The organism is Cupriavidus sp. DL-D2 (assembly GCF_039710735.1).
Classification (GTDB): Bacteria; Pseudomonadota; Gammaproteobacteria; order Burkholderiales; family Burkholderiaceae; genus Cupriavidus.
The window spans coordinates 51,697-61,065 of record NZ_JBDKXK010000069.1 but is presented as its reverse complement, the minus strand read 5'-3'; the positions used below and the strand labels follow the sequence as shown (position 1 = coordinate 61,065).

Genomic DNA, 9,369 nt, shown 5'->3' with positions numbered 1-9,369 from the left:
AGGTCTGCCTGAAAAAGTGTCCAAGATTACTTGACCACTACACCCTGCCCGCTTGCGGGAGAGGGGAGAAAACCAGGGGCGTGTCAAAACCCCTGCACCCGCAACACCCGCTCCGCCATCTCCGCAAATCCCTCCCCACCTGCTGCTTCGGTGATATAAGCCGGCTTCATTGGCAGCTTGTCCAGGATGTCCCGGACGTTGGCCACGCCGACCGACAGCGGAAAATGTCCGAACATGGCCACGTCATTGGCGGAGTCGCCGATGAACAGCCATTCGTCGCGCTTCGCGTCGATATCGTCCCCGAGCAATTCCTCTACACAAAGCCGGCTCATCGAGAGCTTGTCGTGCGCGCCAAACCAGCCGTTCACGTGAATCGAGCTGACCGTGGCGGTCATGCCCGCGCCGCGCATCATGGCCGCAATCTTCTCAACGGCGGCCGGTGGCAACGGAGCTACGTCCTCCGCATGGTCGATTGCGAGGTCGGCGGCATGCCACGCCTGGTCCGAGGCCAGCGCACAGCCCGGGACTTCGCGCAGGATTTCCTGGCCCAGCGCATGGATCCGGTAGAGGTTCGCATCACGTGTGCTCGCATCGTCCAGGAAACGCGTCACAAGCTTGTTGTCGATGAGATGGGAGTAGAACGCGCCGTTTTCGCCGATGATTGCGTCGACGGGCCAGAGCCGTACCAGGATTTCGGCCCAGGCTATGCAGCGGCCGGTCACCGGGATCACATGCAGGCCGGCGCGCGACAGGCGGTCCAGCGCGAGATAGGTCGAGGCAGGCAGCCGGCCATCGGTGGTCAGCGTGCCGTCGATGTCGGTCAGGATGCCGCGCACGCGGCGGAGGGCGGCGTCGGGGAGCGATGCGAAGGAAATCGGTGCGGTCATGGCGGCGCATTGTAGCTGGCAGCGGGAGAGCGTGGCACCCGCCATCGCCTGACGTCAATATGCTGCAACATCGGCCGCAGCAAGAAGGGTTTGCCCGGTGTCGCATGACAATCAGGCGGCGTAACATGCCTGTCACAAAAAATGCATACAGTCGGTCGCTTTTTCAAAAAAATCGACGGACCGAACCAAGCCTCAGGAGAATTGCCCATGTCCTTGCCACGCACTGTGTTGAAGTTCGCCGCTGCCGCCAGCCTCGCGCTGGCCGGCACCGCCCATGCTGCTGTCGAAATCCAGTGGTGGCACGCCATGGCGGGCGCGCTGAATGACAAGGTCAACGAGATCGCGACCAAGTTCAACGCGAGCCAGTCCGAGTACAAGATCGTGCCGGTCAACAAGGGTAACTACGACGAGGCCATGGCGGCCGGCATTGCAGCCTTCCGCGCGGGCAGCGCACCGGCCATCCTGCAGGTCTTCGAAGTCGGTACGGCAACGATGATGAGCGCCAAGGGCGCAATCAAGCCCGTGTCCGTCGTCATGAAGGAAGCCGGCGAGAAGTTCGACCAGAAGGCGTACATCCCGGCCGTGGCGGGCTACTACACCTCGGCCAAGGGCGAGATGCTGTCGTTCCCGTTCAACAGCTCGACGACGGTCTTCTATTACAACAAGGACGCCTTCAAGAAGGCCGGCCTGACCGACGCCCCGAAGACGTGGCCCGAAGTGATGCAGTACTCGGCCAAGCTCAAGGCGGCCGGCGTGAACTGCGCGTACACCACCGACTGGCAGAGCTGGGTACACCTGGAAAGTTTCTCGGCGTGGCACAACACGCTGTTCGCCAGCAAGAACAACGGGTTCGGCGGCACCGACGCCCGCCTGGTGTTCAACAGCCCGCTGCACGTCAAGCACATCACGAACCTGCAGGACATGGTCAAGAAGGGCTACTTCAGCTACGGCGGCCGCAAGGCGGAGTCGCAGGCCAAGTTCTACAACGGCGAGTGCGCGATGTTCACGGGCTCGTCGGCTTCGCTGGCCAACATTCGCAAGAACGCCAAGTTCCAGTTCGGCGTGGCGCAGCTGCCCTACTATGCGGACGTGCAGGGCGCCCCGCAGAACACGATCATCGGCGGCGCGTCGCTGTGGGTGATGGGCGGCAAGAAGGCCGAGGAATACAAGGGCGTGGCCAAGTTCTTCACGTTCCTGTCCAAACCGGAGATCCAGTCCGACTGGCACCAGGCCACCGGCTACCTGCCGCTGACGATGGAAGCCTACGAACTGACCAAGAAGTCCGGCTACTATGAGAAGAACCCTGGCGCGGACGTGTCGGTGCAACAGATGATCGTGAAGACCACCGACAAGTCGCGTGGCGTGCGCCTGGGCAACCTGGTGCAGATCCGTACAATCATCGACGAGGAACTCGAAGCGGTGTGGGCCGGCAAGAAGGAACCGAAAGCTGCGCTGGACACCGCCATCGCACGTGGTAACGAGCAACTGGAACGCTTCCAGAAGACGGCCAAGGAATAAGGTCTTCGGGGCAAATCGCCTGAAGGTCTGAGGCGGGCGGCGGCAACACCGTCGCCCGCTTGCGTTATAGAGCCGGACTAGAAATCCGACTCGAACTCGGGACCCTGAAAGATGGAAAAACGCGTTGTCTTCCGGTCGCCGTGGTTGCCGTATCTGCTGGTACTGCCGCAGATCGTCATCACGCTGGTCTTTTTCTTCCTGCCCGCCGGGCAGGCGCTGTGGCAATCGATGCTTCAGCAGGATGCCTTCGGCATCAGCCTCGACTTTGTCGGGTTCGATAATTTCCTCACGCTCTGGAATGACCCGCAGTACGTGGAATCCTTCCAGACGACGGGTATCTTTGCAGTGGGCGTGACCGTAGTAGGCCTGTCCGTGGCACTGCTGCTGGCGTATTTTGCCGATCGCGTCGTGCGCGCGGCCACTGGCTACAAGACGCTGCTGATCTGGCCCTACGCGGTGGCACCGGCCATGGCCGGCGTGCTGTGGATGTTCATGTTCAATCCGACGCTCGGCGTGGTCTCGTACGCGCTGCGCCAGATGGGCGTGGACTGGAACTTCCTGCTGAACGGCAACCAGGCATTGCTGCTTGTGGTGCTGGCCGCGGCGTGGAAGCAGATCAGCTACAACTTCCTGTTCTTCCTGGCCGGTCTGCAGAGCATTCCGAAATCGCTGATCGAAGCGGCTGCCATCGACGGGGCAGGACCGTGGAAACGCTTCTGGTCCATTATTTTCCCGCTGCTGTCGCCGACCACGTTCTTCCTGCTGGTGATCAACGTGGTCTACGCGTTCTTCGACACCTTCGCCATCATCGATGCCGTTACGCACGGGGGTCCGTTCAACTCGACGAACACGCTTGTCTACAAGGTGTTCCACGACGGCTTCCGTGGGATGGATATCGGCGGCTCGGCGGCCCAGTCCGTGGTGCTGATGGTGATCGTGATCGCGCTGACCGTGGTGCAGTTCCGCTTCGTGGAACGCAAGGTCCAGTACTGACAGGCACAGGAGAAACGCAATGGTAGAACGTCGTCCTGTACTGGACTTCATCACGCACCTGGTGCTCATCGTCGGCATTGCCGTGGTGGCATTCCCGGTGTACCTGACCTTCGTGGCATCGACGCTGACCGCCGAGCAGGTGCTTGACGCGCCGATGACGCTGATCCCGGGCAGCCACCTGATCGAAAACTATCGCACCGTGCTGTTCCAGGGCGTGGGCGAGGCCGCATCGCCGGTCACCACGATGATGAAGAACAGCCTGATCATGGCGCTCGGCATCGCAGTGGGCAAGATTGCCATCTCGATCATCTCGGCCTTCGCTATCGTCTATTTCAAGTTTCCGCTGCGCAAGACCTTCTTCTGGATGATCTTCATCACGTTGATGCTGCCGGTGGAAGTGCGGATCTTGCCGACCTACAAGGTGGTGTCGGATCTCGGCATGCTGGACAGCTACTTCGGCCTGACTATTCCGATTATCGCGTCGGCCACGGCCACGTTCCTGTTCCGGCAGTTCTTCCTGACGATCCCGGATGAACTGGCCGAGGCGGCGCGCATCGACGGTGCCGGGCCGCTGCGGTTCTTCTGGGATGTCTTGTTGCCGCTATCGCGCACGAGCATCGCGGCATTGTTCGTGATCCAGTTCATCTACGGTTGGAACCAGTATCTCTGGCCGCTGCTGATTACCACGCAGAAGTCGATGACCCCGGTGGTGGTGGGGGTGACGCAGATGGTGTCCCGGTCCGGCGATGCCGCCACCGACTGGAACCTCGTGATGGCTACCGTGCTGCTGGCGATGATTCCGCCGGCCGTGGTGGTGGTGTTGATGCAACGCTGGTTCGTCAAGGGCCTCGTGGAAACGGAAAAATAAGGTCAAAGCATGGCAAAGCTGTCTCTACGTAACGTACAGAAAACCTACCCCGGCGGCACGCAGGTGGTGCATGGCATCGATATGGAGATCGCCGACGGCGAGTTCATCGTGATCGTCGGGCCGTCCGGCTGCGGAAAGTCCACGCTGCTACGCATGGTGGCGGGACTCGAAACAATTTCCGGCGGCGAGGTGCATATCGGTGAGAAGGTCGTCAACGACCTGGAGCCGGCGGCACGCGACATCGCCATGGTGTTCCAGAACTACGCGCTGTATCCGCATATGAGCGTGTACGACAACATGGCCTACGGTCTCAAGATCCGGGGCATGGCGAAGGCCGAGATCGCACAGCGCGTGAACCACGCCGCGGGCATCCTGGAACTGGCGCCGTTGCTGGAACGCAAGCCGCGTGCGCTGTCGGGTGGCCAGCGCCAGCGCGTGGCGATGGGGCGTGCCATCGTGCGCGAGCCTTCGGTCTTCCTGTTCGATGAGCCGCTGTCCAACCTTGATGCCAAGCTGCGCGTTCAGATGCGGCTGGAGCTCAAGGAACTGCATCGCCGCCTGCGCACGACCAGCCTCTATGTGACCCACGACCAGGTCGAGGCCATGACGCTGGCAGACCGCATGATGGTGCTCAACGGTGGTCGTGTCGAACAGATCGGCACGCCGCTGGACGTCTACGCCAAGCCGGCCAGCACGTTTGTGGCGAGCTTTATCGGATCGCCGCCGATGAATCTCGTGCCGGTGGCGCGCGAGGGTGCGGGGCAGGGCGGCGAGGCTCGCATGCGTGTCGTGCCGAAGGAAGGGCAGGCGGGTTCCGCCACGCTGGGCCATTTGCCAATGGGTTTGCATCTGCCCGGTGAGGCGCTGCTGGGTCTGCGTCCCGAACACGTGGAGCCGTGCGCGACGCACGAGGCCATCGCCGAAGTCGACGTCCGTGTCGTGGAGGCGCTCGGTGCCGATTCCTATGCATATGGCACCCTGGGTGGCCAGCCGATCGTAGTCCGGCTGGATACGCACATGCCCGTGCGCGCTGGCGACAAGTTGCCGATCACCGCATCGGCCGAGCATCTGCATTTCTTCGACACGCAAAGCGGCAAGCGAATCGAGGCGCTGGCATGACCCAAGCCGCTTGGCCGTATCCACGCCATATTGCCCATCGCGGCGCCGGCAAGCTGGCGCCCGAGAACACGCTGGCGGCGTTCCGGCATGGGGCGTCATTCGGCTATCGCATGTTCGAATTCGACGTGAAGCTGTCCGGCGACGGCAAGGCCGTGCTGATGCACGACGCTACGCTGGACCGCACCACCTCGGGCAGCGGTCGCGTCGATGCGCTGACGCTTGGCGAGCTGGCCGCGCTCGACGCCGGAAGCTGGCACGGGCCGGCGTTCGCCGGCGAGCCAGTGCCGACGCTCGCCGCCATTGCCCGGTACACGCAAGCCAACGGCTTCCTGGTCAATATCGAGATCAAGCCCGTGCCGGGTGCGGAGTACCGGACTGGCGCTGCAGTGGCGCTTGATGCACTCTCGCTGTGGAGAGACGCGGCGGTGCCGCCGCTGTTGTCGTCCTTTTCCGAGGCGGCGCTAGAAGCTGCGCACCAGGTGGCGCCAGTGCTGCCGCGCGCGCTGCTGCTCGACAAGCTGCCGCCCGACTGGCTCGACCGCCTGCGGCGTCTGGACTGCGTGGCGCTCGACGCCAACCATCGCGAACTCGATGCCGCCGTCATCGGGCAGGCTCATGCGGCGGGATTCAAGGTCTTGTGCTACACCGTCAATGACGAAACTCGCGCAAACCACCTGCTGGGGTGGGGTCTGGACGGGCTGATCACGGACGCAGTGGACCGGATTGCGCCGGATCGTATAGGCGCCTGATCAAAGTGTCTCGATTTTGCATCACGAAAAGTCCCCACTGTCGATGGGATAACGTGCTATTCTTTTGCGAGTGAAGACTTAGGTCCTTCCCCGCACAACTGACCCTTCCGGGTCTGGCGGTGAGGCCGAAGACCAACGGCACCCGGGCAATACATATTCCCGTCGGTGCCGTTCGTTCAAGGTATCGCAGTCAGTATCCTCAAGAGTTGTTTGCAATCCGCTAACCGGTCAAGCCGTGTCGCGGAAGGTTGATGAACCCGCTTAACTCCGGCATTCCCGGAGAATAGTGAGCGCCCCATGATGCAGCAGTATCAGAGCAATTCGTACCTCTTCGGCGGCAACGCCCCCTATGTGGAAGAGCTGTACGAGGCCTACCTCCAGAATCCCAGCTCGGTTCCCGACAACTGGCGCGCGTATTTCGACGCGATGCAGAATGTCCCGGCTGTGGACGGTTCCAACGCCCGCGACATCCCCCACGCACCGATCGTTGCCTCGTTCGCCGAGCGCGCCAAGCAAGGTCCCATCAAGACCATTGTTGCCTCGGCCGATTCCGACATGGGCCGCAAGCGCGTCGCTGCAACCCAGCTGATCGCCGCCTACCGCAACATCGGATCGCACTGGGCCGACCTCGATCCGCTCAAGCGCCAGGAGCGTCCGCCCCTGCCGGATCTGGACCCGGCGTTCTACGGTTTCTCCGAGGCTGACCTCGACATCGTCTTCAATGCCAGCAACACGTATTTCGGCAAGGAGTCGATGAGCCTGCGCGAGTTGCTCAACAACCTGCGCGAGACCTACTGCGGCACCATCGGCGCCGAGTTCATGTACGTGAGCGACCAGGCGCAGAAGCGCTGGTGGCAGGAACGCCTGGAAACCACGCGTTCCAAGCCGGTGTTCACGCTGGAGAAGAAGCAGCACATCCTCGACCGCCTGACCGCGGCCGAAGGCCTGGAGCGCTTCCTCCACACCAAGTACGTTGGCCAGAAGCGCTTCTCGCTGGAAGGCGGCGAAAGCTTCATCGCCGCCATGGACGAAATGATCCAGCACGCCGGTTCGAAGGGCGTGCAGGAAATCGTGATCGGCATGGCCCACCGTGGGCGTCTGAACGTGCTGGTCAACACGCTGGGCAAGATGCCGGCTGACCTGTTTGCCGAATTCGAAGGCAAGCATGTCGACGACCTGCCGGCCGGTGACGTGAAGTACCACAAGGGCTTCTCGAGCGATGTCTCGACCGAAGGCGGCCCGGTTCACCTGTCGCTCGCATTCAACCCGTCGCACCTGGAAATCGTCAACCCGGTGGTGGAAGGCTCGTCCAAGGCGCGCCAGGAACGCCGTGGGGATGCAGGCCACAAGGAAGTGCTGCCGGTGCAGGTGCACGGCGACGCGGCCTTCGCCGGCCAGGGCGTCGTGATGGAAACGCTGAACCTCGCGCAGACCCGTGGCTACGGCACGGGCGGCACGATGCACATCGTCATCAACAACCAGATCGGCTTCACGACCTCGGACCCGCGCGACGCGCGTTCGACGCTGTATTGCACGGACGTGGTCAAGATGATCGAGGCGCCGGTGCTGCACGTGAACGGCGACGATCCCGAAGCCGTGGTGTACGCCATGCAGCTGGCCGTTGATTTCCGCATGGAATTCAACAAGGACGTTGTGGTCGACATCATCTGTTTCCGCAAGCTGGGCCACAACGAGCAGGACACGCCTGCCATGACCCAGCCGCTGATGTACAAGAAGATTTCCCAGCATCCGGGCACGCGCAAGCTGTACGCCGACAAGCTCGTCGCACAGAACCTGACCGCCGCATCGTTTGGTGACGACAAGGTCAAGGAATACCGCAACGCGATGGATGCGGGCAAGCATACGGCCGACCCGGTCCTGTCGAACTTCAAGAACAAGTTCGCCGTGGACTGGATGCCGTTCCTGAACCGCAAGTGGACCGACGCTGCCGACACCGCCGTGCCGGTGACCGAACTGAAGCGCCTGGCTGAGCGGATCACCACGATCCCCGAACACCTGAAGCTGCACCCGCTGGTTGAGAAGGTCATCAAGGACCGCTCGAACATGGGCCGTGGCGACCAGATGCTGGACTGGGGCATGGGTGAGCACCTGGCCTTCGCCTCGCTGGTGGCGTCGGGCTACCCGGTCCGTATCACGGGTCAGGATGCCGGCCGTGGCACCTTCACGCACCGTCACGCCGTGCTGCACGACCAGGCACGCGAGCGTTGGGATGCGGGCTCGTATATTCCGCTGCAGAACGTGTCCGAGAACCAGGCACCGTTCACGGTGATCGACTCGGTGCTGTCCGAAGAAGCTGTGCTCGGCTTCGAATACGGTTACTCGACTGCCGAGCCGAATGCGCTGGTGATCTGGGAAGCCCAGTTCGGTGACTTCGTCAACGGTGCCCAGGTGGTGATCGACCAGTTCATCTCGTCCGGCGAAGTGAAGTGGGGTCGCGCCTCGGGCCTGACGATGATGCTGCCGCACGGCTACGAAGGCCAGGGTCCGGAACACAGCTCGGCCCGTATCGAGCGTTTCCTGCAGCTCTGCGCGGACCACAACATGCAAGTGGTCCAGCCGACGACTCCGGCCCAGATCTTCCACCTGCTGCGTCGCCAGATGATCCGTCTGTTCCGCAAGCCGCTGGTGATCATGACGCCGAAGTCGCTGCTGCGTAGCAAGGACGCCGTGTCGCCGCTGTCCGATCTGGCCAAGGGTCATTTCGAGACCGTGATCCCCGATCACGAGGAACTGAACGCCAGCAAGGTCAAGCGCGTGATCATGTGCTCGGGCAAGGTCTACTACGACCTGGTCAACACCCGCAAGGAGCGCGAAGTCACCGATACGGCCATCATCCGCCTGGAACAGCTCTACCCGTTCCCGCACAAGGCTGTGGCAGCAGAACTCAAGAAGTACTCCGGCGCGACCGAAATCGTGTGGTGCCAGGACGAGCCGCAGAACCAGGGCGCCTGGTTCTTCGTCCAGCACTACATCATGGAAAACATGACGGAAGGCCAGAAGCTCGGTTATGCCGGTCGTCCTGCCTCGGCTTCGCCGGCGGTGGGCTACTACGCAAAGCACAACGAGCAACAGAAGGCGCTGCTGGACGCGGCGTTCTCGAAGCTCAAGGGCTTTGTTCTGACCAAGTAATTCGTTGGTACCCCGCGAGCGCGCACAGGGATGCGCATCGCGGGGCTACCTGCCCGAAACGAAACACATACGCATACATCGAGGA

The 9,369-nt window shown here is 62.3% G+C and carries 7 protein-coding genes; 6 read left to right on the top strand and 1 reads right to left on the bottom strand.

What is annotated here, in order from left to right; all coding sequences use genetic code 11:
• Positions 1–83: 83 nt before the first annotated feature.
• Positions 84–887, bottom strand: coding sequence for an HAD-IIB family hydrolase (locus ABDB81_RS26210; protein WP_137927181.1), 804 nt, complete (start codon positions 885–887; stop codon positions 84–86).
• 207 nt (positions 888–1,094) lie between these two features.
• Between ABDB81_RS26210 and ugpB the strand changes: the two genes are divergently transcribed.
• The 6 genes from ugpB to ABDB81_RS26180 all read left to right on the top strand — a co-directional run bounded on the left by ugpB (position 1,095) and on the right by ABDB81_RS26180 (position 9,284).
• A complete protein-coding gene (ugpB, locus tag ABDB81_RS26205) occupies positions 1,095–2,405 on the top strand; it encodes a sn-glycerol-3-phosphate ABC transporter substrate-binding protein UgpB (RefSeq protein WP_137927182.1) in 1,311 nt (436 codons plus the stop codon).
• A gap of 111 nt (positions 2,406–2,516) precedes the next feature.
• The gene (ugpA, locus tag ABDB81_RS26200) at positions 2,517–3,398 is read left to right on the top strand and encodes a sn-glycerol-3-phosphate ABC transporter permease UgpA (RefSeq protein ID WP_137927183.1); all 882 of its coding nucleotides are present in this window, start codon (positions 2,517–2,519) and stop codon (positions 3,396–3,398) included.
• Between the two features lie 19 nt (positions 3,399–3,417).
• Positions 3,418–4,266 carry a sn-glycerol-3-phosphate ABC transporter permease UgpE gene (ugpE, locus tag ABDB81_RS26195; protein ID WP_346813998.1) on the top strand — a complete coding sequence of 283 codons (849 nt, stop codon included), beginning with the start codon at positions 3,418–3,420 and terminating at the stop codon, positions 4,264–4,266.
• A 9-nt stretch (positions 4,267–4,275) separates the two neighbouring features.
• On the top strand, positions 4,276–5,385 hold the full coding sequence (locus ABDB81_RS26190; RefSeq protein WP_160472557.1) for a sn-glycerol-3-phosphate import ATP-binding protein UgpC: 1,110 nt from the start codon (positions 4,276–4,278) through the stop codon (positions 5,383–5,385).
• The gene (ugpQ, locus tag ABDB81_RS26185; RefSeq protein ID WP_346813997.1) at positions 5,382–6,134 is read left to right on the top strand and encodes a glycerophosphodiester phosphodiesterase; all 753 of its coding nucleotides are present in this window, start codon (positions 5,382–5,384) and stop codon (positions 6,132–6,134) included. Before ABDB81_RS26190 ends, ugpQ begins: the two co-directional genes overlap by 4 nt.
• 297 nt (positions 6,135–6,431) lie before the next feature.
• Positions 6,432–9,284, top strand: a complete 2,853-nt coding sequence (locus ABDB81_RS26180; protein ID WP_137927187.1) for a 2-oxoglutarate dehydrogenase E1 component — start codon at positions 6,432–6,434, stop codon at positions 9,282–9,284.
• Positions 9,285–9,369 lie beyond the last annotated feature (85 nt).

What these genes read in the sequence shown, in the direction of transcription:
- ABDB81_RS26210 (WP_137927181.1), bottom strand. Translation starts at nt 887, where the DNA reads ATGACCGCACCGATTTCCTTCGCATCGCTCCCCGACGCCGCCCTCCGC.
- ugpB (WP_137927182.1), top strand. Translation starts at nt 1,095, where the DNA reads ATGTCCTTGCCACGCACTGTGTTGAAGTTCGCCGCTGCCGCCAGCCTC.
- ugpA (WP_137927183.1), top strand. Translation starts at nt 2,517, where the DNA reads ATGGAAAAACGCGTTGTCTTCCGGTCGCCGTGGTTGCCGTATCTGCTG.
- ugpE (WP_346813998.1), top strand. Translation starts at nt 3,418, where the DNA reads ATGGTAGAACGTCGTCCTGTACTGGACTTCATCACGCACCTGGTGCTC.
- ABDB81_RS26190 (WP_160472557.1), top strand. Translation starts at nt 4,276, where the DNA reads ATGGCAAAGCTGTCTCTACGTAACGTACAGAAAACCTACCCCGGCGGC.
- ugpQ (WP_346813997.1), top strand. Translation starts at nt 5,382, where the DNA reads ATGACCCAAGCCGCTTGGCCGTATCCACGCCATATTGCCCATCGCGGC.
- ABDB81_RS26180 (WP_137927187.1), top strand. Translation starts at nt 6,432, where the DNA reads ATGATGCAGCAGTATCAGAGCAATTCGTACCTCTTCGGCGGCAACGCC.